This window comes from Undibacterium sp. 5I1, assembly GCF_034314085.1.
In the GTDB taxonomy this organism is placed as follows: domain Bacteria; phylum Pseudomonadota; class Gammaproteobacteria; order Burkholderiales; family Burkholderiaceae_D; genus Undibacterium.
The window spans coordinates 1483904-1507338 of sequence record NZ_JAVIWI010000001.1 but is presented as its reverse complement, the minus strand read 5'-3'; the positions used below and the strand labels follow the sequence as shown (position 1 = coordinate 1507338).

The window sequence follows — 23435 nt, the reverse complement described above, 5'->3', positions numbered from 1 at the left end:
AAGATGATGCAACAATATAACGCTAACTCGTATTTGTTCGGCGGCAATGCGCCGTACGTAGAAGAACTTTACGAAGCGTATCTAAACAATCCCGGATCTGTTCCTGATAACTGGCGCGCGTATTTTGACGCGATGCAAAACGTTCCTGCGGTCGATGGCTCAAGTAAACCGGACGTAGCGCATGCACCTGTGATTGCTTCGTTTGCTGAGCGAGCCAAACAAGGTCCTATTCGTACAGTCAGTGCGAGTGCCGACGCCGAAATGGGTCGTAAACGTGTCGCTGCACAGCAATTGATTGCTGCCTATCGGTTCTTAGGTAGCCATTGGGCGAATTTGGACCCTTTGCAACGTCAAGAACGTCCAAATATCCCAGAACTTGAAGCTAGTTTTTATGGCTTTACAGATGCTGATATGGATATTCAGTTCAACATTAGCAACACCTATTTTGGGCCAGAAACCGCATCATTGCGCGATTTGCTGAATTCTTTGCGCGATACTTACTGTCGTTCGATCGGTGCTGAATTTATGTATATCAGCGACCCAACTGAAAAGCGCTGGTTACAACAAAAGCTTGAGTCCATTCGTTCGACTCCAAGTTTTTCCGCTGAAAAGAAAAAACATATTCTTGATCGCTTGACCGCAGCAGAAGGTTTAGAGCGCTACCTTCATACTCGTTACGTTGGTCAAAAACGTTTCTCACTCGAAGGTGGTGAGAGTTTTATCGCCTCCATGGACGAGACTATTCAACGTGCTGGTGAACGTGGTGTTGAAGAGATCGTTATCGGTATGGCGCATCGTGGTCGTTTGAACGTGTTGGTCAATACTCTGGGCAAGATGCCACAAGATTTGTTTGCTGAATTTGAAGGTAAACATGGTGACGATCTGCCAGCAGGTGACGTTAAATACCACCAAGGCTTCTCATCAGATATTTCCACTCCGGGCGGACCAGTCCATTTGTCCCTTGCATTCAATCCATCCCATCTTGAAATCGTTAATCCAGTAGTTGAGGGTTCGGTTAAGGCGCGTATGGAGCGTCGTGGCGACAAAGATGGTTCTCAAGTTCTACCTATATTAGTTCATGGTGACGCTGCGTTTGCAGGTCAGGGCGTTGTCATGGAAACGCTGAACCTCGCGCAAACACGTGGTTATGGTACTGGCGGAACGGTACATATCGTGATCAACAATCAGATTGGTTTTACTACATCTGATCCGCGCGATTCCCGTTCTACTTTGTATTGTTCCGACGTCGTAAAAATGATTGAAGCACCTGTATTGCACGTTAATGCTGATGATCCTGAAGCCGTTGTTCTGGCAACACAGATCGCTTTGGACTACCGTATGGAGTTCAAGAAGGATGTCGTTGTTGATATTATTTGCTACCGCAAGCTAGGTCATAACGAGCAGGACACACCAGCGCTGACGCAGCCTTTAATGTATAAAAAAATTGCTCAGCACCCTGGTACTCGTAAAATGTACGCCGATAAATTGGCAGCGCAAGGTACGATCCCAGCTGATGGTGGCGATACGATGGTCAAGGCTTTCCGTGATGCTATGGATGCAGGTAAGCATACGGTTGATCCGGTCATCTCCAACTTCAAGAACAAATATGCAGTGGATTGGATTCCTTTCCTAAACCGTAAATGGACTGACGCAGCAGATACAGCAGTACCTCTTTCTGAGTTGAAGCGTTTAGCTGAGCGTATTACGACGGTGCCAGAAAGCTTCAAGCCGCATAGTCTGGTTGAAAAAGTTTTGGGCGACCGCGCCACCATGGGTCGCGGTGAATTAAATCTTGACTGGGGTATGGGCGAGCATCTTGCCTACGCATCTTTAGTTGCGTCTGGTTATGCAATCCGTTTGACGGGTCAAGATGCCGGTCGCGGCACATTTGTACATCGCCACGCGGTTTTGCATGATCAAAATCGTGAGCGTTGGGATGCAGGTACTTATATTCCTTTGCAAAACATTTCAGACAAGCAAGCTCCATTCGTCGTGATTGATTCTGTATTGTCAGAAGAAGCTGTATTGGCATTTGAATATGGTTATTCCACTGCAGAACCAAATACATTGACAATCTGGGAAGCACAATTCGGCGATTTCGCTAACGGTGCTCAAGTTGTTATCGATCAATTCATCAGCTCCGGTGAAGTAAAATGGGGTCGTGCTTCTGGTTTGGTGCTGATGTTGCCGCATGGTTACGAAGGCCAAGGTCCAGAGCATTCATCTGCACGTCCTGAACGCTTCTTACAGTTGTGCGCTGACAATAATATGCAAGTGGTTCAGCCGACGAATGCTGCGCAAATTTTCCATCTCTTGCGTCGTCAGATGATCCGTCAGTTCCGTAAGCCTTTGGTCATCATGACGCCGAAGTCCTTGCTGCGTAATAAAGATGCGGGTTCTCCGTTGTCTGAATTAGCAAAAGGTAGTTTCCATACAGTGATTGGCGAAGTGGATGACAAGATCGATGCCAAAAAAGTGAAGCGTGTGATCGCTTGTTCAGGCAAGGTTTACTATGATCTGGTCAACGCACGTAAAGAGCGTGGTCAGACTGATACGGCGATTATCCGTGTGGAGCAGTTATATCCGTTCCCACATAAGAGCTTCTCAGCTGAGTTGAAAAAATTCCCACAATTGGCTGAGTTGGTTTGGGCACAAGATGAGCCGCAAAATCAGGGACCTTGGTTCCAGATTCAGCACAATATTTTTGAAAGTCTGGATGAAGGTCAAAAACTGGCATATGCCGGTCGTCCAGCTAGCGCATCGCCTGCTGTAGGTTACTACGACAAGCACTACGCACAACAAAAAGCATTGCTGGATACGGCATTTTCTAAACTCAAAGGCTACGTCCTGACTAAATAACGATCTTGTATTGACTGTGCGTATTCATTACGCATAAATCAATTAGTGATCCGTGGCGCAGCAGAAGCTGCTGCGCCCAACAGATATCCGAAACGGAGAAAAAACATGGCAATTATCGAAGTAAAAGTACCGCAATTATCCGAGTCAGTTGCAGAGGCAACTTTGCTCACATGGCATAAAAAAGTTGGTGAATCCGTCGAACGTGACGAGAACTTGATTGATGTAGAAACGGACAAAGTTGTTCTGGAGTTACCTGCACCAGAGGCCGGTATTATTACTCAAATCATCAAACCAGACGGTAGTACCGTGGTTGCTGGTGAAATCATTGCTATTTTGGATACTGACGCATCTGCCAAGGTTAGTCCGCTCCAAGTCACCGCACTCCCAGTTGCTTTAACAACTGATCCAGTAACTGATGCAATCAATAGTCTTGCTGCTAAATCTGCTGGTGTTGCAATGCCAGCTGCTGCAAAAATTTTGTCTGAAAACAATATGTCTGCCAGTGCAATTGATGGCACAGGCAAAGACGGTCGCGTTACCAAAGGCGACGCCTTAGCCGCAGTTGCAAAACCTGCCGTTACAGCGACTGCACCAGTAGTTGCGCCAATCGCAGCACCAGTTGCAAGCAAGCCAGCTTTGCAGCAAGTCAATGCGCCGGCAATGAACTTAGGTGATCGCCCTGAAGAGCGCGTGCCAATGAGCCGTTTGCGCGCCCGTATTGCAGAGCGCTTGTTGCAATCTCAATCGATGAATGCGATTTTGACGACCTTCAATGAAGTCAACATGGCACCAGTTATGGAATTGCGCAATAAGTACAAAGACAAATTTGAAAAAGAACATGGCGTTAAACTGGGTTTTATGTCTTTCTTCGTTAAAGCTGCCGTTGCTGCTTTGAAAAAATATCCGGTTATTAATGCTTCTGTTGATGGCAATGACATCGTGTACCACGGCTATTTTGATATCGGTATTGCAGTCGGTTCCCCACGTGGTTTAGTAGTACCTATCTTGCGTAATGCGGATCAAATGTCGATTGCTGAGATTGAGAAGAAAATTGGTGAATTTGGTGCCAAAGCCAAAGACGGCAAACTGACACTGGAAGATTTGACTGGCGGTACGTTCTCCATCTCCAACGGTGGTACTTTTGGATCGATGTTGTCCACACCGATTATTAATCCACCGCAATCCGCAATCTTAGGTGTGCATGCAACTAAAGACCGTGCTGTTGTTGAAAATGGTCAAATTGTAATCCGCCCGATGAACTATCTTGCGATGTCTTACGACCACCGTATCATTGATGGTCGCGAAGCAGTTTTAGGTTTGGTCGCAATGAAAGAAGCATTGGAAGATCCAGCTCGCTTGTTGCTAGATCTGTAATATGAACTTCGCTGACGAAATCAAACGTCTGCACGAACTGCATCAGTCGGGCGCACTGACTGATGCCGAATTCGCGCAAGCCAAGGCTAAGTTGCTGGCGTCGAATGAAAGTGCTGAACAATCATGGTCTGGCACTGATCAAACGATCAATCAATTAAATCAGTTCCGCCGGTCCAGAAAAGATCAATGGCTAGGTGGCATTTGTGGTGGTCTTGGCAAACTTACCGGAGTCGAATCCTGGATCTGGCGTTTGCTTTTCGTTATGTTCACTTTCTATTTTGGTTCTGGTCTGGTGGCTTATATCCTTGCATGGATATTTATCCCGGAAGAAGAATAAATAGAGCGAACACAATCTGAACACATCAGGAAAATATTCATGAGTAAACAATTTGATGTCGTCGTTATCGGCGGCGGCCCTGGCGGCTATATAGCAGCGATCCGTGCAGCACAGCTCGGTTTTTCCACCGCATGTATCGATGCATGGAGTACTGATAAAGGTACGCCAGCATTAGGCGGCACCTGCACCAATGTTGGTTGCATTCCTTCCAAAGCTTTGCTGCAATCATCCGAGCATTATGAGCATGCCGGCCATTCCTTTGCAGATCATGGTATCGAAGTCAAAGGCCTGGCGCTTAACATCGGCCAAATGCTGGCACGTAAGAACACCATCGTTAAGCAAAATAATGACGGTATTGTGTATCTCTTTAAGAAGAACAAAGTAACGTTTTTCCACGGTCACGGGTCTTTTACCAAGGCAGTTGAAGGCGGCTATGAAATCAAAGTCGTAGGTAAAACAGAAGAGAGCATCGTTGGCAAGCATATCGTTCTGGCGACGGGTTCTAATGCACGTGCTTTGCCGGGTGCGGAGTTTGATGAAGAATTGATTCTGTCCAACACTGGCGCCTTAGAGTTGCCAGCAGTACCGAAAAAACTGGGCGTCATCGGTGCCGGTGTAATCGGTTTGGAAATGGGCAGCGTCTGGCGTCGTCTGGGTGCTGATGTGACTGTGTTAGAAGCTCTGCCAACCTTCCTTGGCGCAGTGGATGAGCAAATCGCAAAAGAAGCGCACAAACTGTTTGTGAAACAAGGTTTGTCCATCAATCTCGGCGTAAAGATTGGCGAGATCGTCAAAGGTAAGAACGACGTCACCGTCAATTACAGTGATGACAAAGGTACTGTGCATGTAGCGGTATTCGATAAATTGATCGTCTCCATCGGTCGTACACCTAACACCAACGGCTTGAATGCGGATGGTGTTGGTTTAAAACTCGATGAGCGTGGTTTTATCGCGGTTGATGGTGATTGCAAAACTAATTTGCCAAATGTCTGGGCGGTTGGTGACGTCGTGCGTGGCCCTATGCTGGCACACAAGGCGGAAGAAGAAGGCGTTGCAGTTGCTGAGCGCATCGCTGGTCAGCATGGTCATGTCAACTTCAATACGATTCCGTGGGTTATTTATACTTCACCTGAGATCGCCTGGGTTGGCCGCACTGAGCAACAGTTGAAGGCAGATGGTGTTGCTTACAAAGCTGGCACATTCCCATTTATGGCGAATGGTCGAGCCCGTGCTTTAGGTGATACGTCCGGGATGGTCAAATTCTTGGCAGATGCGACGACGGATGAAATCTTAGGCGTACACATTGTCGGTCCAATGGCATCGGAGTTGATCGCAGAAGCTGTTGTAGCAATGGAGTTTAAAGCCTCAGCAGAAGATATCGCCCGTATTTGTCACGCACATCCATCTCTGTCGGAAGCGACTAAAGAGGCGGCGTTGGCAGTAGACAAACGTTCGTTGAACTTCTAATCAGAACGATTTTTGAACATGACGCCGCTGATGGGATAAATATCCTCTCAGCGGCGTATTTATTCCTAAGCGGTAAAAAATGAATGTTCTAGAGTTTTATCAAGAAGCCCTGACCAAGCGTGGTTTTCAAGCGGATGCTGCACAACAACTCGCAGTCGATCGGCTGCAACAATCCTATGATGAATGGGTGGAATACAAATCCAAGCGCGCCAACAAGTTCACCCGTTTGATCACCCGTCCCGATGTACCACGCGGCGTGTATATGTGGGGCGGGGTAGGGCGTGGCAAATCGTTTTTGATGGACAGCTTTTATTCTGTCGTGCCAGTTGTGCGTAAAACTCGTCAGCACTTTCATGAATTTATGCGTGCAGTCCATCGGCAGTTGGATGAGTTGACTGGTGTAGCGGATCCGCTGGATGAAGTCGCACGTCGCATTGCTAAAAAATACCGTCTGATTTGCTTTGATGAGTTCCACGTATCCGACGTGGCTGATGCCATGCTCCTATACAATCTGCTGAACGCCTTGTTTGAAAACGGCGTGTCATTTGTCATGACATCCAACTATCAGCCCGACACTTTATATCCAGACGGACTGCATCGCGATCGTATGTTACCCACCATTGCGCTATTGAAAGACAAGCTAGATGTCTTAAATGTCGATTCGGGTAACGATTACCGCAAGCGTGCGCTGGAACAGGTGGATGCTTATCTCACACCGCTCAATGCAGCGACCGATAAAGCGTTACGCACAGCATTTTCCAAACTGGCAGACACCGCTGATGAAGACTCCAGAGTCAATATTGAGGGCAGGGACATCAAAGCCTTACGGCGCGCCGGTACTGCAGTGTGGTTTGACTTCAGCACGCTTTGTGGCGGCCCCCGTTCGCAGAATGATTATCTTGAAATTGCCAGCCGTTTTCATACCGTGATATTGTCCTCGGTCCCGCGCATGTCGGCAGCAATGTCGTCTGAGGCACGTCGCTTTACCTGGTTGATTGATGTGTTTTACGATAACAAGGTCAAGCTGATTATGTCGGCTGAAGTGCCTGCAGAAGAGTTGTACACACAAGGTACTTTATCGAATGAGTTTCACCGTACCGTATCGCGTATTATCGAGATGCAATCGCGTGAATACATGGAAACCGATCAGCGGCACAGTACTGATACTCTCACTTAACTTATTCTGAAAGCTTGATCTATGACACCGTTTCACCGCAGATTTACTTATTTGTCGTCTGTCCTGGCTATTGGTTTATTCAGTTTTTGCTCAGTATCCTCTGCTCAGATACAAGATCCGCCTTTGACGCTGGATGAGTTGGCTAGTGTTGTCGGCAAACTGGATCAGACGTATGCACCAAAAGCCATTCAAACCGTCGAAGCTGCCGATGCCGCATTAGCCCAAGTAGAGCCAACCCAAAGACAATTGCAAGCTTGGTATATTCGCACTCAACACACTTGTTACGAACGTTTTTTCGTCAACTCTTGTCTGGACAACGCCAAGCTTAGTCGCCGCAAGCATTCTGTTATTTTGCAGCGTATCTCAGTAGAAGCAAAAGCTTATAAACGCAAAGAGCATATTGAAGAACTAGATGCTGAGTTGAAATTAAAAAATGAGCAAAAACAGTTGGACGAGCAGAAAAAGTAATAACAATGATAATGCGCACTGCATGGTGTTGCCGGGCTGGCACCGAATATTGCGTTATTGTTGCGCTGCTTAAAGAGCGAGATCAATATAAATAAATCCCCTAAAATATCTAAAAAAAGGGGAGTATGTGTCAAAAATAGCCTCATTGTCCAGAATAAACCTAGACGTTAAAATATACTGTGGGTAAGTATATATGATGCTTGAATGCCGGTTTAGGCGTCAGCTATAGCGCCAATCTAATGTTTAATTCAATGCTAACTTAGGTGCGAATTCAGGTGCAAATTCAGAGCGTACTCAAACGAGTTAGCGCCTTCTGCAAGGTCTGCTCTTGCTTAGTAAAACGAAACCGTACGATGTCGGATTCGCTTGCTTGCTGATAAAAGCCCGATAGCAGAATTGCTGTCACATCACGATCACTCAATGGACGGCGACACCGGTGCCGCTTAACTGTGTTTTGGCAATCGAGTCCTTGATCGCTTTTGCAGTCATTATTCTGCGAATAGCTGCTACAACGACCTCTGGATTGGCGACTTGTATTTGATGGTCAGAATCGACGATGGTCGTGTTGGCGTTTGGGTAAAGTCCCTCGACCATAGCTGCTAGTTTGGGGCCAGAATCAGTAACGCCGAAATCGACAGCAATTGCGCCTGCTGATTTGGGGACGTTAAACAGTCGCTCTACAGGAATTTTATTTGCCCATGGTAATGCAAGAACTTCTTCGCCGGTATTGAAGATTTGGTCTATCTCGTGATTAATTACTGTACTAAAAAAGATCTGTTTGGCAATTCGGGTATAAAGCGGGAAGTCGGCTGTTTTTTTGATGACGCCAGGATAGATGGCATCAACCAGAACAACACCCGCAACGTCCTGGGGATACATCCGGGCAAATAGCTGCATGTACAACCCGCCTAATGAATGACCAACCAGCAGATAAGGTGGTTTTAAGCCTTGGTGTTGCAAAGTCTTGCGTAGTTCTTCCACAATCGTTCGGCCATCACGTAGCGCTTCCGTTTCATCACTTTTGCCATAGCCGGGACGGTTGTAGGCAAATACGGTCGCCTCGTTTTTAATATCTTCAATAACTTTGCTCCACTTATCCAGAGTTTCGCGTGATCCGTTTTCAAATACGACGATGGCTTTGGATTTGGTAGTCTCAATCTGCAACACTTCAATATTGTGATTGTTGATCTTTTCGATTCTGCTTTGTGCATATGTATTGAGTGATATGGCGAATGCGACGAAAGCGAGAGTTAAGCGTAATAGCATAATTGAATCCACAGGTTGAAAATCCTGAGATTATACGAATGACAATTTGAAATTAGATGTGAAGCGACAAAGCACAAAATCTTCGGGATGAAATGCAATATTTGACCGATAGCCCGTATTGGTGAAAACCAGCAGAAAAGCCAAAGGGAAATAGAAAGGGGATTAAAAAAATAGGGAGTATGGTTAAATATAGCACCTACGTGCATGTATATAAAAGGTGCCGTAAATATACTCTATCTAAGTATTTATATTTCCTGCAGGCGTTGCAATGCGGCATGCAAGGTCTGCTCTTGCTTAGCAAAGCAAAACCGTACAATCCCGGATTCGTTTGCCTGCTGGTAAAAGCCGGACAGTGGAATCGCTGCCACACCTATTTCGCTGGTCAACCAGCGTGCAAAATCCAGCTCTGACTGATCAGAAATCGCTGAATAATCGACACATTGGAAGTAAGTTCCTTGTGCTGGCAGCAACTTAAAGCGGGAGTTTTTTAAACCGTCACGGAAAAAATCCCGTTTTTGCTGATAGAACGCAGGCAAGTCCAGATACGGTGCAGGATTTGCTAAATAGTGCGCCAGTCCCAATTGCATTGGCGTATTGACAGTGAATACATTAAATTGATGCACTTTGCGGAATTCTTGCATCAGTGCGACCGGGGCGGTGACATAACCTACTTTCCAGCCAGTGACATGATAGGTTTTGCCGAAGCTGGAGATAATAAAGCTGCGAGCCGCCAGTTCTTCGTAACGCGCAAGAGACTCATGACGCAAGCCGTCAAATACCATATGCTCATACACTTCATCCGATGCAATCAGCACCTTGGTGTTGCGCACAATCTCGGTTAGCGACTGAATATCTGCCGGACTCAGCACAAATCCGGTGGGATTGTGCGGCGAGATCAGCATGATCAGACGGGTTTTATCTGTGATCTTGGCAGCTAGCTTGTCCCAGGGAATGCTGTAACCGTCCGTGCCTAGTTCCATCGACACCAATACCGGCACGCCGCCAGCTAAGCGGATGGCTGGCACATAGCTGTCATAGGCAGGTTCAATCACGATCACTTCGTCACCAGCGTGTACGCAAGCCAGCAAAATCGTCAATATGCCCTGAGTTGCACCCGCAGTGACGGTGATTTCTGTTACCGGATCATAGCTATGGCCATAAATTGCGTAGATTTTTTTAGCAATTTCGGCCCGTAATAGCGGTAGACCAGGCATTGGCGGGTACTGATTATGCCCATGGCGCATCGCACTACTGACTGCATCCAGCAAAGCAGGATCGCAATCAAAATCAGGAAAGCCTTGCCCCAGATTGACCGCATTTTTCTCCGCAGCCAAAGCCGACATAATCGAAAAAATCGTCATGCCGACGTCGGGCAATTTAGAGCTGAGTTGCAATGGGGGATTGAAAGAAGTCATCTGAATCAGATTGAAAGGTGTGATCAAGAAGAGCAATACCAGCTAGTCAGAATAGTTAGCGGTATTGCTCTTGGGTACTAAACTCGACTAGTTTAGTGTTCTTAATATTGCATTGAATAAATTTACTTAGTTCCGAATAAACGATCACCCGCATCACCAAGACCAGGGATGATGTAGCCATGTTCGTTCAGGCAATCGTCTATCGATGCTGTCAGGATAGACACATCAGGATGGGCCGCTTGCATCACTTTGATGCCTTCAGGTGCAGCCAGCAAGCAAACAAATTTGATTGACGTCGCGCCATTTTGTTTGATGCGGGTAATCGCCGCTGCTGCCGAATTGCCGGTTGCCAGCATAGGATCGACCACGATCACTAAACGTTCTGCGATATCTTCTGGCACTTTAAAGTAATACTCGACCGGCTCCAATGTTTCAGGATCGCGGTACAAACCAATATGACCAACGCGTGCCGCCGGTAACAAATCCAGCATGCCATCCAAAATACCGTTACCAGCACGCAGTACTGAGATGACGCACAGCTTTTTGCCGCTGATGGTCGGCGCCTCGATGGTCGCCATCGGGGTTTCTATTGTCACTTTTTCCAAAGGCAAATCGCGGGTGACTTCATATGCCAGCATCTGGCTAATTTCACGCAACAGACGGCGGAAGTTATCCGTGGTCGTTTCTTTGCTGCGCATGAGAGTGAGTTTGTGTTGCATCAGAGGGTGTCTGATTTCGGTCACATAGTCTGACAAGATAATTCTCCGTAATGAGGTCGGGGGTCTGAGTTAAGTAACAAATGAGTTTCAGATGAGTCACAGATGACAGACCCTAGCGTGTCCAAATTGAACCAGCAGTTATTTTACGTCCCCAAGCGCATTTATGGGCGCCGGCAATGGAATTGTTTCTGTTTATCTTCATCAATAACTAGCTCTGATTTGATCCCGCCTTCGTAAAAATTGGAAATGAAGGACTTTTCCGCTTCTACTCCCGCAATTGTTTGCAAATCGTTCATTGATAATCCATGTTAAGAAGTTCCGGTAGGGCGCTATCCACAGTGCCAAAGGAGCGGTCAGACAATCAGGAGCATGGCATGGACGCAAATCAAACATTGTTAAACAGATTATCCTTAGGGTCGTACCCTCTGGACGCTGGACAACGAGACGATTTCCATACCTCGGATGCCGCGCTGGAGTCACATTCTCGCATCGATGTTAAAGGCATACGCGAAGCCATCGCCCGCGTAGAGACAGAAGCGAGAGCCACCGTCGCTACAGAGGCAAGAACACAAGCCGAAGCCCGCGCCCGTGCGCTGGCAGAAGCCCGTGCCGAAGCCGAGGCAGAGTCAGCCAATCTGGCGCAAGAGAAATTACAGTTAGAAGAAGAAGCCAGTGCCAGTAGCCATGCGCGCTTGCAGGCAGAGCGTCAATCGCGTGCCGCCAGTCAGGCCAGAATTGCCGCCGACAGCCAAGAAACACAAGACATGCTAGAGCGCACCAGATTAGATACCCTGGCGCGCGAGCAAGCAGAAAAGCGTTCTAAACTAGAGCTGCAAGCCACACAACGCGCCAGCGAACAATTGCAAGCCGATACCGAAATTAACGCCAAAGCCAAAGCAGCCGCAGAACGATTAGCCAAAGAAAGCCAAAATGCCCGCAACTGGGCGGCAGAACGTTTTGCCGCATCCCAGGCAGCTAAAAACGAGGCCGAAGAACGCGCACGTGCCGATGCACGGATGGCCGAGCTGGCTCGTGAGCGCGAGCGGCGCGATAAAGAAGCACGCGAAACCACAGAAATGCTCGCCAAAGTCCGTAGCGAAGCACTACAAGTCAGCAAAGAGCGCGAACAAGCAGAAGCCATGGCGCTAGAATTTGCCATCAACCGTGCCCCGGCAGAAGTCCGCGCACGCGAAGATGCACTTGCCCGCGTCGCCGTAGAACAAGAGCATGAAGCTATCGCCCAAGCCCGAGCAGAATCAGATCGGCGCGCCACTGCAGCCATACAATTACGCATGCAATCTGAGCTGGAATTGCGTAATGCGTCCGCCAGAAGGGAGCAAACCGAAGTCGTCGCCGCCACCACAGCCCAAGCCCGTCGTGATGCGGAAGAACGGATAGAGCAAGTTACTCAACAAAGGATACAAACCGAAAAAGAGCTACAGTCCAAGGCCCTGATCCGTATCGAGGAAGAGCAACAAGCCGATGCAGAAAACCGCATTAGATTAGAAGCAGAAGCACAAGCGACTGAACAGGCCAAGCAGCGCCGTATTGCAGAACTGCATGCCACCAAGTTAGCTCAGCAACGCATGCAGGAAGAACAGCGCGCCGTCACGTTGGCCAAACAGCGCGCTACTATCGACCAGCAAGCAGAGCAACTCGCCCGCGAACAAGCCGATGCAGAACAACAAGCGTTGAAAGCAGCAACGTTTCAAGCCACCGTCTTAAAGCAAACCTATGCCGTCGCGCAGCAAAAAGCCAAGAGTGCATTGGAATTGGCGCAGGCAGAAAAATTAAGAGCAGATGCCGAACAAAAAGCGGCCTTGGCGTTGCAGCAAAAACTCCAGGCAGAGCAACAAAAAATAGAAACAGCCAATGCCCGTGCGCAAGCAGAGCAAGCCCGCGCCGCTATTTTAATCATGCAGCAAGAAGCCGAGCAAACTGCCCGTATTGCGGCAGAGACTAGCTGCACGGCAGAGAAGTTAACCTTGGAAAAAACCATGGAACAAGTCGCCTTGCAACAACAGCTTGCCGCCGTTAATCTCAAAAAAGAACAAGAAGCCAGCGAACTGGTTCGGGTTCAGCAGCAACGCAACGATAACGAGCTAAAAGCACTCGATGCCGTACAAGAAAAACTCATTGTCGAGCGTAAACGTGCAGACGCCGTTCAGCAAGTATTAAAGCTGACGCAAGAAAAATTAGTGATTGAACAGGTCGCCCAGATCGAGACAGAATCACGCATACGCGCAGAACAAGAAGCCAAAGCCGTAGCGCAAGCCAAAGAACAATCCGAGCGCGAGCAACGACTGGCCTTAGAGGCATCTGCTACAGCAGAAAAATATGCGCTAGAACAAGTGCGTGTACAAACGGAAATGCAACGCCAGGCGGCCAAAATTGCGCTGGTCAAAACCCGCCAGGTAGTAGAGCAAACCAAGGCTGAACAAATCCGTTTTGAAGCAGAACGCGATGCCGCCTTAGCAGCACAAGAAAAACTCGAAGCCGAGAAAAAAACCGCAGAAGAAATCATTGCCCGTGCCAGCGCCGATCGCCAGCATGCGTCCTTGTTACAAGCGCGTCAGGAGCAAGAAGTGCAAGCGCGTGAAGCACGTCAGGCATTGATTGAGGCAGAGCAGTTACGCTTACAAAAAATCACTGAACACGCTGCCTTACAAAAACAGACAGCTGCCAATGCACAACTAAAAGTGGCTGAATTAGCCGAGCTGCAAAAAACCTTGCAGCAACGTGCAGAATCCGAGCAAAAAGCGCTGGATATCGTGCAACAAAAATTACAGGTAGAAAAACAATTATTGGCTGAAATTGATGCCAAAATCAAACTAGAGCAAGAGCAAAAAGAAGCGCACTCGGCCCGTCTGCAAACAGAGCAACAAGCAAAAATAGCAATAGAAGCACAAGCCAAAGCCGAACAAGAACAATTAGTACAAGCGAAGGCGCAAGCAGAGGCAGAGCAACAATCCGCCATTGCCGCAGAGGCGCGTGCCGTTGCTGCAACTCATTTGTCGCGTTTAGAAAAAGAAAAAGCTCTGGCACAACAAAGTGCTTTGGCTGCACTGCAAGACAAACTGATTTTGGAAGAAAAAAAATCCAAAGCCGTACAAGAAGAAAAGCAATTGCAGCAAGATCGCCTCGCTGCAGAAAAAATCGCCACCGAAGCCGCAATCGCAAAAGCAGAAGCAGAACGCCAGGCCAATGTGCTGGCGCAAGCCCGAGTGATCGCAGAACAGCAAGCAAAAGAATTGGCAGAAGCTAATTTGCAGGCAGAAAAAGAGCTGTATGAAAATGTCAGAATCTATGCCGATACCAAGCACAAAGCACATCAACTTAATGTAGAAAAATCGCGCAAACTATCTGACTTAGAGCACGTTGCACGTCAGCGGCTAGAAGCAGATGCAGCACTGGTAGCAGCAACTGAAGCAAAATTACAAGCTGAGCAACAGGCCTTACAAGAAACTACCGCCAAGCACAATGCAGAGCAAGCCCTGACTCAGTTTGCACAGGCAAAACAAGAGGCAGAAAATCTCGCCAGAACCGCTATCGAAGCCAACTTGATCACCACGCAACTCTTGTATCAGGAGGCTGCCGCTCAGGCCGATGCGCAACAGTTGGTACAACAACTCGCTGAACAAAATCTGCAAGAACAACAAGCTTTATCTGCACTGATCGCACAACGTCAGACAGCAGAGCAAGCGACACAAATCTCTATCCAGCAAAGACAAGATGCAGAGATACAAGTGTTGCTCATCGCAGAGCAACGCCAGTTAGCGGAAGAAGAAAAAAATGTCTTAGTACAAGCACGTTTGCAAGCAGAGCAAGAGACCAAACTCAGCGTAGAGCAATTCAATTGTCATGAAAAACAATGGCTGGCAATCTCAGTAGAAGAGTCGATGGTCAAGCGCCAGGCTGCTACTGCCTTACATGAAAAAACACAATTGCTGATTGACTCCAGCGCAGCAGAGCAAGTACGGTTAGAGGCAGAGCGCGAGCTAGCACAACAGCTGCAGAAAAAATTAGAGGCAGAACAACAGGCGCATGTTTTTGTGCAACAACGACTGCAAGCAGAAGCACAGTTGGCACAAACAGCCATTGATATTGCAGAACAAGAAGCCCAGGCCGCAGCAGAGGTACAACAATTACTGGCGACTCAGCAGACGTTGTTTGCTGCATCTGCTGATCACGCAGATGCGCAGCGTGAAGCAGTCCGTGCTGCAGAATTAAAAGCGCAGGAAGCTAGCGAGTTAGCTCGTTTAGAAAATGAAAAAGCCGCCAATGAATTGCTGGCATTAAGCCTGATCCAACAAAAACGGGCAGCAGAACAAATCGCTGCGGACGAAGCCGCACAAAGAGTGCAAATCGAGCAAACCTACCTGGCCTTGTGCACAGCTAGAGCCTTGGCAGAACAAGAGGCAAAAGCTGCAATACATGCAAAACAAGAAGCCGAGCAAGAAGCCGCTACATTTGCGCAGCAATATGCAAGAACACAAGAACACAATGCCAACCTGGCGCAAGCTCATGCTGACCAATTATTGGCTTTGCAGCATGCAGAATTACAGGCAGCAGAGCTGGCGCAAATTAAATTGCTGGCAATGGAAGAGCAAGCGCAATTACACACAGTCACCATTAAACGAAATCAATTGGCAATGGAGGCAATAAGCCAAAAAATGGAATTTGAAAAAGTACTCGCTGCCGAGGCAGAGCAACGTCTTCGTATCGAACAAGAATTATGTCAGCAAAGTGCAGAGCGAGTCACCTTAGAGCAAGCCGCCAGCATCGCTGCACAAGAAAAACTGGCAATAGAACAAACACTGAGCCAAGCCGCACAAAACATCATCAACGCGCGTGCCAATCTTGAGGCTGAGTTGAATCATCAAACCGGCTTGCAAACTGAGTTAGATGCAAAATTGGTCGAGGCAGAAAAAAATCGTTTGCAAGAGTTGATGCAAGAAAATCAGGCGATTGACCAGGCACTACAAAGTCAGCAAGCCATTAATGAAGAAATGCATCAAAAAATGCTGCGTCGGATTGCGCAAGAACAAAAAACCAATAACTTGCTGCAAGAGAAATTGATGGCTGAAAATCAGGCTGCGATCATCGCTGATGCTGCCGCTGTTCAGGCGCAACAAGCAGCGCAGCAAGCGGCAGAGCTGGTGGCAACGCGTCTGCAACAAGCACAGGCTGACGCTAATTTACTCAAAGAACAATTTCAACAAGACTTGCAACTGGCTGAACAATTAACCGAGCAGCAAGCAGAACAATTGCGTCTGCAATTACAGCAAGAGCATCAACAGGCAGAAACAGTGGCCAATGAACTGATTAGCCGTTTATCGCACAATCAGGCGACCAGCGCAGTGTGGCGTCAGCGCGCTCAAGAGATGTTGTTGCAAGCGCCAGTTGCCGTTGTCATCCCAGAGATGCCAGCAATGCCAAGTCAAAACTTGCCACCGTTCCGCTTACGCAGCTCTGTTGTGGCAGGCGTATTGGCATTCGCCGGGGTTGCAACAGCAGCGACTTGGGGCACGCTCAGTTTTCAACAAACGTCACAAGCGGCAGTAGTAAAAAATAATGCACCGGTGGTTAGCCAAACTCGCCAAGTCAGCCAAGTCAGTCAGTTAGCACAAAAAATACAAAAACCGGATGCGTCTTTGCATATGTCGTATCAAATTGCGAGCGTGGATAAAGCAGTAAAGTAAACACAAGCCGGCGTCAGGTTTTGGGTGAACTACAGGAATAACGATCAGACTGTCGCTGAAGCTGTTAGTAAATTATTTCATAGTGGATGCAAATATACTTGGGGTAGGTATATATTAATCGTCCATATATTCATTGGACTATATGGAATAAATTTAAAAAATATAGGGGAGTATATGGATTTCTCTACATTTATTTGTAAATTAAAAAAACAATAGACCAGTGATGGTCTATTGTTTTTGTCTTTAATTATCCTAGAAACGGCAGCTGGAAGAGTCTGAGTTTGCATTTTTTCGGTTCCCCAGCAAGACCAGATGAAGACCTAAGCTTCATGTTGCAATGAGGAGCGATGCAGCTGGGTGTATTAGAAAATGTGCAATCAGATTGGTAGCGCCATCAGCAAAATTTACGTTTTGGGCTTTCTGGACCCCGTTCCGGCTTGACGCTGGCTCCCTTTATTAATGGCAGTTTTCGTCTTCGCCTTCGGTAAGGTTTTAGCGACGGGATTTGTAAATACTTTAGGTTTTTTGAGCTTCTTCGGTTTTTTCAATACTTGTCCAGCCGTATTGGTGACAGGCACCCGGTGCTCGGCTTCAAAGCCAGGTTCTTCGATTCGCTGTAGGGTATTTTTGGTCAGTATTTCTATTGCTGCCAGTAGCTCTACCTCGTCCGCGCAGACGATAGAAATCGCTTCGCCTGTGGCGCCAGCTCTGCCGGTGCGGCCGATGCGATGGATGTAATCTTCTGCCACCGTCGGCAAATCAAAATTAACGACTTGTGGCAAATCGTCGATATCTAATCCGCGTGCGGCGACATCGGTTGCGACCAGAATTTGTATCTCATTTGCTTTAAAGCTGTTTAAGGCACGGAGGCGGGCAGGTTGTGGTTTATCGCCATGGATGGCATCGGCTTTAATGCCTTTGGCGATTAAAGTATCGACTAGTTCATCCACACCTTTGCGAGTTTTGACAAAGACCAGCACCTGACCCCAGCGCCGCTTTTTTAATAAATGGCAAAACAATTCCGCCTTGCGTTTTTTGTCGACCGGGATCATCCACTGTTTGACACTTTTTACTGTGGTATTGCGCGGACTGACTTCAATACTCAGTGGATCGTTCAGCAAGCCTTTTGCTAGGGTGCGAATGGCGTCTGAAAATGTGGCAGAGAACAGCAAAGTCTGGCGGCGCTTTGGCAGCGTCGCCATGATGGCATCTAATTCGCGCGAAAATCCCAGATCTAACATCCGGTCTGCTTCGTCCAGTACCAAGGTTTGCAGTTGATCAAACTTTACCGCGTTTTGGCTATGTAAATCGAGTAAGCGCCCCGGTGTCGCCACTAATACATCCAGGCCTTTACGCAACTTCATCATCTGCGGATTGATGCTGATGCCGCCATAAGCAACTGCCATGCGTAAGGGCAAACTACCGCCATAATCGCAAAAGCTTTCATACACTTGCTCCGCCAGTTCACGCGTAGGCACGAGTACCAAAACACGCACAGAATTGCTGGCAACTTGTGGGCCTTCCATGGTCAGTCGCTGTAATAGCGGCAGCGCAAAGCCTGCGGTTTTACCCGTGCCGGTTTGCGCCGCTGCCATCAAATCACGACCGGCTAAAACAGCAGGAATAGCCTGCGCCTGAACGGGAGTGGGAGTTTTATAACCGAGAGTATCGAGCGTGCTTTGCAGCGCGTCGATTAAGCCGAGGGAAGCAAAAGTCATAGAAGAAAATAGTAATTACTGGTGACTAAAAGCCGTTGCTGAACAAGGATCTGGCGAGGCACACAATCAAAGCCAGACTCAGGTTGATTATGCTTCCATGTCCTTACTCAACATACTGGCGACCAGTTCGTTCAAACCAACGTCGCGCTCTTTTGCCAACGCATGTAATTGTGCGACCAGATCGCTATTGAGCTTGACGGCGAATGGCACCAGACCCAAAGCCTGATCAAGTTTGCGCTGTTCACGCTTATCGATAACGACCGCATCGGTTTTGCCGAAAGCAGCACCCTGCGCATCCATCTTACCCATCAATTTTTTGGCATCGCTCTTTGCCATTCCAGTTTTTTTCACTTTGATTGCCTTGTTAATTTAAAGGACGCATTTTACGCAGTATGTGGTGGGGCGGGCTGTTTGTTTTGATTTGATATCCCAATCTTGATATTGCCACCTAGATCAGCGTTTAAAAGCCAGCAGTAAAACTCCGCCAGCGACCATGGTAATACCTGCCCATTCGCGCAGGGAAGGGCGTTCGTCTAGGAATATAAATGCGAAAACAACTACTAACACCAGACTCAACTTATCAACCGGCGCGACCTTGGATGCGTCGCCTATTTTTAGCGCCCGGAAGTAACAAACCCAGGATGCGCCAGTAGCGAGGCCAGACAAAATCAGGAATAACCAGGTTTTCGAGGATAGCTCAAAAGGATTCGACCATTTGCCGGTATAGGCAACGAATGCGGTTAGTACAATAATGATGATCGCAGTGCGGATTAATGTGGCCAGATCAGAATCGACACCCTGAATGCCTATCTTCGCAAAAATAGCGGTCAATGCCGCAAATACAGCGGAGAGGATCGCCCAATAAAACCAGCCTGTGGATGAAGCCATATTTTTCTCCTTTTAAAGGTTTATCCATCATAAATCTAAACCATGTGCAGCATTGACAAAAAATTACTCCGCTCATTTAGAGTAAAGAAAGTAAGACGTTTTAGCGAACCCGTTCTTCATGCCAAGCATAATTAAGGCGTCAGTCCAAATGATGTGGATGCTGGTTGAATATAGTTACCAGCAATATACTCCCCATAAAATTTATTAAAAATGTCTGATTGTCCAAAGAATATATGGACAATTAAAATATACTTACTACGAGTATATTTATTTGCAGAAATTGATTTAACCTACATTGGTAATCTGCATGTACGCAGCATGACTCAATCAGACCAAAGTAGTTAGCTTCATCCAGCGCTATACCCGAAGACATTTCCTAAACATTTCCCACACATTTCACTTTGCTGCACTGCAAAACATGTGCTATCTTATAGTTAGTCATCTAACTATTAGCTCACTTATCTTATGCCCTCTATTGAAGAACGATTTTCCGCCGCATTACACAATACGGCACGTACCTGGCGGCAAGCGCTGGATCGGCGCTTGAAGTATTTGGGTGTTGGCCAAGCAAGCTGGATGGCGATTGCGAGTATCGCTAAGGCTGGTAAGCCTTTATCGCAAACCGAGTTGGCTAATTTGCTGGCCGTGGAAGATCCGACCATGGTTGCAATGATTGATCGCTTGGTCAAAGCAGGTCTGGTCAACAGGGTGCCATCGCAAACTGACCGGCGGGTAAAGCAAGTTGTACTGACCGATGCGGGCAACGAAATTTATCTGAAAGTGAAAACCGAAGCCGATGCGTTTCGCGCCGAATTTTTATCCAAGATTGATCAGGAAAAACTGATTGCAGCGACCGAATTATTAGAAGCGTTACAAGCGGCGGCGGAGTTGGCGTAATGAGCAGTGCATCTTCTGCCGCCTTGGGCGGAGCGACTATTCCCGCAGCCGATGATCCCAGCGTCAATCGTTTCATGATCACGATTTCTATCATGCTGGCGACGATTATCCAGGCGCTGGATGGCACCATTGCGAATGTCGCATTACCTCATATGCAGGGCAGCTTATCAGCGTCGCAAGATCAAATCACTTGGGTATTAACCTCATTTATTGTGGCTGTGGCCATTACTACGCCTTTGACGGGCTGGTTGTGTGATCGCTTTGGTCAGAAAAATATTTTCCTCATTTCTGTCGCTGGTTTTACGTTAGCGTCGGTGTTGTGTGGTTTGTCCGGTTCGCTCGGCCAGATCGTCGCCGCGCGCTTGTTGCAGGGTATTTTTGGTGCGGCGTTAGTGCCGTTGTCGCAAGCGGTTTTACTGGATATTAATCCGCGCGAAAAGCATGGTTCTGCCATGGCTGTCTGGGGCATGGGTGTGATGATAGGGCCGATTCTTGGCCCGACATTGGGTGGCTGGCTGACGGATAGTTATAACTGGCGCTGGGTGTTTTTTATCAATGTGCCGCTGGGCACGATGGCGTTTTACGGTATCTGGAAATACATCCACAAAACGCCGGCAGCACGCCGCATGAGTTTTGATATGTTTGGTTTTGCCACCTTGAGTATCGCGATTGGTTCTTTACAAATGCTGTTGGACAGAGGCGAGCAGAACGATTGGTTTTCTTCAACCGAGACTTGGGTAGAAGCGATCATTTTGGCGATGAGTTTTAGCTATTTTGTCGCGCATACCGCGTTACGGCCGGCGGGTAAATCGTTCCTCGATTATCGGCTGCTAAAAAATCCTAACTATGTGACGGGCCTGCTGTTTATTTTTATCGTTGGTATGGTGCTGTTTGCAACGCGTGCTCTGGCGCCGTCCATGCTGCAAGGCTTGATGGATTACCCCGCCAAAATTGCAGGCCTTGTTACCGCCCCTAGCGGTCTTGGCACCATGTTGGCGATGATGATCGTAGGGCGCCTGGTGGGCAAAGTTGATCTGCGGATTTTATTGGGTATTGGCTTCTCCATTACCGCATTCTCGCTCTGGCAAATGACCCGTTACACCTTAGTACTCTCCCAGAGCGATATTGTGTGGCCCGGTGTGATTCAGGGGATTGGACTGGGCTTGGTATTCGTGCCTTTGAGTGCGGCGACTTTTGCCACACTTACGCCAGAAATGCGCGCTGACGGTACCGCGATTTATAGCCTGGTTCGCAATATCGGCAGCAGTATTGGCATCGCTTTGGTGCAAACGCTGTTAGTGCGCAATACGCAAATCGCCCACTCTTCGCTGGTCGAAAAAGTCACCAGCACGAGCGCGGCATTTCAGGATAGTACCGTAGCGTCGGTTTATAACCTGGCGACAACCAGCAGCCTGACGACATTAAACGGTGAAATTACGCGGCAAGCATCGATGATCGCTTACGTCAATGACTACTGGTTGATGATGATCATGACCCTGATGGTGATCCCACTTTTAATTTTGATTCGTCCTCCGAAAAAGAATGCAACGATCGAAATTGATCATGCAGCGATGGACTAGAGGCGTGGCAATGAATAACGCTAAAAGATGGCAATCACTTTTTTCAAACCAGATTACAAATCTGTTTTAACTCATCTCAAATCGTGAAAAATACGACTGTGAAAATTTCTTTCTTACTCAAAAGAGCTGCGCCGCTTGCGCTGATGTTGGCTATTGCTGGCTGTGCCAGTATTCCACCAGATCAACATCTGTTTCCGCAAAAAGATATCGCAAGTGCGCAGCTGGCCTCAGACATTAAGTTGGCAAGCGAAGGGTGGCCCGAAAAGCAATGGTGGACGCAGTATGGCGACGCACAATTAAATCGCCTGATTACCCAAGCCCTGACCAATAGTCCAAGTCTGGGTATGACTGCCGCACGTATCGGCTCTGCCAATGCAGCGTTAAAGATCAATAGTGCAGATCTGGCACCCGAGATTAATTTCAACGGACAGGAAACCCGGCAACGTTATTCCTCCAATGGCTTGTTCCCAAAACCGATTGGTGGCAGCTATTACACGGAAACGATTCTGCAAGTGCAGGCGCGATATGACTTTGATTGGTGGGGAAAACATCGGGCACAAATCGTCGCGGCAGTGGGTGAAGTCAATGCACGTCGTGCCGATTATGCGCAAGCTGAGTTAACTTTAGCGACAGCGATTACGCAAAGTTATTTCAATTTACAAAGTCAGTGGGCGCTGCTCGCCAGCATGCAAAAAAGCGTCGCTAAACAAAGCGACATCGTGGCAGATAAAGCGAAGCGTGTTCAACATGGTTTGGCGACGGCAGATGACCAGCGGATGGCCGATGCAGAACTCAGTCGCATGAATGGACAGATTGCACAGATCGAAGCGCAAATCGGCGGAGAACGCGAAGCTTTACACGCTTTGATTGGTGGCGATAGCACAGTATTGGCTGATTTAAAACCGCAAGAGTTGCATGATATTTCTCACGCGCTACCCTCTAAATTAGGCATGGACTTATTAGCCAGAAGACCGGATTTACAAGCATCGCGCTGGCGTGTCGAAGCATCGTTGAGCCGTGTTGAGGCGGCGCAGGCGGCGTTTTATCCAGATATTAATTTAACCGGTTCCTTAGGCTTAGATTCTTTATCGCTGGGTGATTTGCTTAAATTTGCCAGCCGCACTTTATACATTGGCCCGACCATATCCTTACCGTTATTTGATAGCGAACGTATTCAGGCCCAGCTTGGTGCCAGTCGTTCGCAACGCAATGAGGTGATTGCCGATTACAACCAAAGCGTTTTCATTGCTGTACGTGACGTGGCACAACAAGCGATCAATGTGCGCGGCATCGATAGCAAGCTGCAACAACAGCAAAAAATAGTACAGACCAATGCAGACATGCTCCGCTCAGCGCAGGCTAAGTTAAAACAAGGACTGGCAGAGCGCGGCACAGTCATCAGTGCAGAACTCGCCTTGTTAAGGCAGCAGGATGATGTGTTGCAATTGAAGAATCAGCAAATGCAAGCCGAGGTATCTTTGATTAAAGCGCTGGGTGGCGGCTATCAGGCTGATCCTGCGCCCCTGAATTCAAACAGCAATCAGCAAACGGCGCAGAGCCATTGATGC

17 protein-coding genes are annotated in these 23435 nt (G+C 47.9%); 10 read left to right on the top strand and 7 right to left on the bottom strand.

Annotation, left to right across the window (positions count from 1 at the left end; translation table 11 throughout):
* The first annotated feature begins 3 nt into the window (after nt 1-3).
* The 6 genes from RGU72_RS06730 to RGU72_RS06705 all read left to right on the top strand — a co-directional run bounded on the left by RGU72_RS06730 (nt 4) and on the right by RGU72_RS06705 (nt 7682).
* Nucleotides 4-2859 carry a 2-oxoglutarate dehydrogenase E1 component gene (locus RGU72_RS06730; RefSeq protein WP_322118995.1) on the top strand — a complete coding sequence of 952 codons (2856 nt, stop codon included), beginning with the start codon at nt 4-6 and terminating at the stop codon, nt 2857-2859.
* Nucleotides 2860-2964: 105 nt separating this feature from the next.
* Nucleotides 2965-4233, top strand: a complete 1269-nt coding sequence (gene odhB / locus RGU72_RS06725; protein ID WP_322118994.1) for a 2-oxoglutarate dehydrogenase complex dihydrolipoyllysine-residue succinyltransferase — start codon at nt 2965-2967, stop codon at nt 4231-4233.
* A 1-nt stretch (nt 4234) separates the two neighbouring features.
* Nucleotides 4235-4570, top strand: a complete 336-nt coding sequence (locus RGU72_RS06720) for a PspC domain-containing protein (protein ID WP_322118993.1) — start codon at nt 4235-4237, stop codon at nt 4568-4570.
* 39 nt (nt 4571-4609) lie between these two features.
* Nucleotides 4610-6037 carry a dihydrolipoyl dehydrogenase gene (gene lpdA / locus RGU72_RS06715; protein WP_322118992.1) on the top strand — a complete coding sequence of 476 codons (1428 nt, stop codon included), beginning with the start codon at nt 4610-4612 and terminating at the stop codon, nt 6035-6037.
* 79 nt (nt 6038-6116) lie between these two features.
* A complete protein-coding gene (gene zapE, locus RGU72_RS06710; protein ID WP_322118991.1) occupies nt 6117-7214 on the top strand; it encodes a cell division protein ZapE in 1098 nt (365 codons plus the stop codon).
* Nucleotides 7215-7235: 21 nt separating this feature from the next.
* Nucleotides 7236-7682, top strand: a complete 447-nt coding sequence (locus tag RGU72_RS06705) for a hypothetical protein (protein ID WP_322118990.1) — start codon at nt 7236-7238, stop codon at nt 7680-7682.
* 417 nt (nt 7683-8099) lie between these two features.
* Here RGU72_RS06705 and RGU72_RS06700 read toward each other — a convergent pair whose 3' ends face one another.
* The 4 genes from RGU72_RS06700 to RGU72_RS06685 form a co-directional block, all read right to left on the bottom strand.
* Nucleotides 8100-8948: an alpha/beta fold hydrolase gene (locus RGU72_RS06700; protein ID WP_322118989.1), complete on the bottom strand. Its 849-nt coding sequence runs from the start codon at nt 8946-8948 to the stop codon at nt 8100-8102.
* A gap of 245 nt (nt 8949-9193) precedes the next feature.
* Nucleotides 9194-10363: a pyridoxal phosphate-dependent aminotransferase gene (locus RGU72_RS06695; RefSeq protein ID WP_322118988.1), complete on the bottom strand. Its 1170-nt coding sequence runs from the start codon at nt 10361-10363 to the stop codon at nt 9194-9196.
* Between the two features lie 122 nt (nt 10364-10485).
* Nucleotides 10486-11121 (bottom strand): uracil phosphoribosyltransferase, encoded by a 636-nt coding sequence (gene upp / locus RGU72_RS06690; RefSeq protein WP_416200155.1) that lies wholly within the window; start codon nt 11119-11121, stop codon nt 10486-10488.
* 122 nt (nt 11122-11243) lie between these two features.
* A complete protein-coding gene (locus RGU72_RS06685) occupies nt 11244-11378 on the bottom strand; it encodes a hypothetical protein (RefSeq protein WP_322118986.1) in 135 nt (44 codons plus the stop codon).
* 78 nt (nt 11379-11456) lie between these two features.
* Between RGU72_RS06685 and RGU72_RS06680 the strand changes: the two genes are divergently transcribed.
* A complete protein-coding gene (locus tag RGU72_RS06680) occupies nt 11457-16784 on the top strand; it encodes a hypothetical protein (protein ID WP_322118985.1) in 5328 nt (1775 codons plus the stop codon).
* Nucleotides 16785-17188: 404 nt separating this feature from the next.
* Here the strand turns inward: RGU72_RS06680 and RGU72_RS06675 are convergent, their stop codons facing one another.
* From RGU72_RS06675 to RGU72_RS06665, 3 genes are all read right to left on the bottom strand, one after another.
* Complete coding sequence (locus tag RGU72_RS06675) at nt 17189-18502, bottom strand: DEAD/DEAH box helicase (protein WP_322118984.1); 1314 nt, start codon at nt 18500-18502, stop codon at nt 17189-17191.
* An 87-nt stretch (nt 18503-18589) separates the two neighbouring features.
* Nucleotides 18590-18853 carry a hypothetical protein gene (locus RGU72_RS06670; RefSeq protein WP_322118983.1) on the bottom strand — a complete coding sequence of 88 codons (264 nt, stop codon included), beginning with the start codon at nt 18851-18853 and terminating at the stop codon, nt 18590-18592.
* Between the two features lie 102 nt (nt 18854-18955).
* Nucleotides 18956-19390: an EamA family transporter gene (locus RGU72_RS06665; RefSeq protein WP_322118982.1), complete on the bottom strand. Its 435-nt coding sequence runs from the start codon at nt 19388-19390 to the stop codon at nt 18956-18958.
* Nucleotides 19391-19855: 465 nt separating this feature from the next.
* On the opposite strand from RGU72_RS06665, the gene RGU72_RS06660 reads away from it, so the two are divergent.
* The 3 genes from RGU72_RS06660 (at nt 19856) to RGU72_RS06650 (ending at nt 23432) form a co-directional block, all read left to right on the top strand.
* A complete protein-coding gene (locus RGU72_RS06660; RefSeq protein WP_322118981.1) occupies nt 19856-20287 on the top strand; it encodes a MarR family transcriptional regulator in 432 nt (143 codons plus the stop codon).
* Nucleotides 20287-21867, top strand: coding sequence for an MDR family MFS transporter (locus RGU72_RS06655; protein ID WP_416200104.1), 1581 nt, complete (start codon nt 20287-20289; stop codon nt 21865-21867). Before RGU72_RS06660 ends, RGU72_RS06655 begins: the two co-directional genes overlap by 1 nt.
* Before the next feature lie 83 nt (nt 21868-21950).
* Nucleotides 21951-23432, top strand: a complete 1482-nt coding sequence (locus tag RGU72_RS06650) for an efflux transporter outer membrane subunit (protein WP_322118980.1) — start codon at nt 21951-21953, stop codon at nt 23430-23432.
* Nucleotides 23433-23435 lie beyond the last annotated feature (3 nt).

What these genes read in the sequence shown, in the direction of transcription:
- RGU72_RS06730 (WP_322118995.1), top strand. Translation starts at nt 4, where the DNA reads ATGATGCAACAATATAACGCTAACTCGTATTTGTTCGGCGGCAATGCG.
- odhB (WP_322118994.1), top strand. Translation starts at nt 2,965, where the DNA reads ATGGCAATTATCGAAGTAAAAGTACCGCAATTATCCGAGTCAGTTGCA.
- RGU72_RS06720 (WP_322118993.1), top strand. Translation starts at nt 4,235, where the DNA reads ATGAACTTCGCTGACGAAATCAAACGTCTGCACGAACTGCATCAGTCG.
- lpdA (WP_322118992.1), top strand. Translation starts at nt 4,610, where the DNA reads ATGAGTAAACAATTTGATGTCGTCGTTATCGGCGGCGGCCCTGGCGGC.
- zapE (WP_322118991.1), top strand. Translation starts at nt 6,117, where the DNA reads ATGAATGTTCTAGAGTTTTATCAAGAAGCCCTGACCAAGCGTGGTTTT.
- RGU72_RS06705 (WP_322118990.1), top strand. Translation starts at nt 7,236, where the DNA reads ATGACACCGTTTCACCGCAGATTTACTTATTTGTCGTCTGTCCTGGCT.
- RGU72_RS06700 (WP_322118989.1), bottom strand. Translation starts at nt 8,948, where the DNA reads ATGCTATTACGCTTAACTCTCGCTTTCGTCGCATTCGCCATATCACTC.
- RGU72_RS06695 (WP_322118988.1), bottom strand. Translation starts at nt 10,363, where the DNA reads ATGACTTCTTTCAATCCCCCATTGCAACTCAGCTCTAAATTGCCCGAC.
- RGU72_RS06685 (WP_322118986.1), bottom strand. Translation starts at nt 11,378, where the DNA reads ATGAACGATTTGCAAACAATTGCGGGAGTAGAAGCGGAAAAGTCCTTC.
- RGU72_RS06680 (WP_322118985.1), top strand. Translation starts at nt 11,457, where the DNA reads ATGGACGCAAATCAAACATTGTTAAACAGATTATCCTTAGGGTCGTAC.
- RGU72_RS06675 (WP_322118984.1), bottom strand. Translation starts at nt 18,502, where the DNA reads ATGACTTTTGCTTCCCTCGGCTTAATCGACGCGCTGCAAAGCACGCTC.
- RGU72_RS06665 (WP_322118982.1), bottom strand. Translation starts at nt 19,390, where the DNA reads ATGGCTTCATCCACAGGCTGGTTTTATTGGGCGATCCTCTCCGCTGTA.
- RGU72_RS06660 (WP_322118981.1), top strand. Translation starts at nt 19,856, where the DNA reads ATGCCCTCTATTGAAGAACGATTTTCCGCCGCATTACACAATACGGCA.
- RGU72_RS06655 (WP_416200104.1), top strand. Translation starts at nt 20,287, where the DNA reads ATGAGCAGTGCATCTTCTGCCGCCTTGGGCGGAGCGACTATTCCCGCA.